This is a genomic window from Oleiphilus sp. HI0043 (genome assembly GCF_001634935.1).
Genome location: NZ_LWEY01001913.1, coordinates 1 through 790 on the forward strand (window position 1 = coordinate 1; position 790 = coordinate 790).

General features: G+C 43.5%; 2 protein-coding genes. Both read left to right on the plus strand.

Annotation, left to right across the window (positions count from 1 at the left end; translation table 11 throughout):
• The coding region (locus A3729_RS29550; protein ID WP_231877534.1) for a hypothetical protein at positions 1-300 on the plus strand (300 nt) is incomplete at its 5' end.
• 1 nt (position 301) lies between these two features.
• Positions 302-763: a ribosomal protein S18-alanine N-acetyltransferase gene (rimI, locus tag A3729_RS29555; protein ID WP_082880447.1), complete on the plus strand. Its 462-nt coding sequence runs from the start codon at positions 302-304 to the stop codon at positions 761-763.
• The last annotated feature ends 27 nt before the right edge of the window (positions 764-790 follow it).

Here is a 790-nt window from a genome sequence, read left to right on the forward strand (position 1 = left end):
GAATTCCAACAGCTGTTCAGTTGGCCGGTGTTCCGCTCTCTTAACTTGCAAAGTAAGCAAGGGGGGGATTTACCTGTTCTGCTGGCAAGTTGGATCAACTCCCATTGTGCTGAAGATGTAAAGAGTGTTCTGTATTTTGGGGCGGCGTATCCGCAGCTGAAGAAATTCTACGCCGAGCTAGTTTCATCCAGACCCGCTCTTAGCTTTAACGTTTTTAGTCATTCCCTGGCCGACATGCTTCGTTTCCCGCAGCGCAAGTCAGACACCTGGGTAGAATTGTGTGCTTACTTTGGTGAGTAAGTTGACTTCAATTTCCTTTCGAGACTTATGTAAAGCAGATTTAGACGCGGTCTTAAATATTGAAAGACGAGCCTACCCTTTACCCTGGAGTCAAAAAATGCTCGAGACCTCTCTAGGCAAAGATGACTGTTTTGGCGTAGAGCGGGCAGGGGTGCTTATTGGTTATGCTTTTGTTTCATATGTATTGGATGAAGCGCACTTGCTGAATATATGCATTGATCCTGCATATGCGAGAAAAGGCTTTGGTCGAAAGCTTCTTCAATACACGGTATCTAAAGCGATACAGAAGCAAGCAAATGTATTTTTTCTTGAGGTCAGAGAGTCGAATCGCCAGGCAATCGACTTATATTTCTCTGAAGGATTTAATGAGGTTGGTGTGAGACCAAATTATTATCCTGCTGCTCAAGGAAAAGAAAATGCCGTATTAATGACACTAGAGTTATCGGTCGACCTTCAAGTCTAAATTTTTCTCTTGCTGCGAAAAAATACT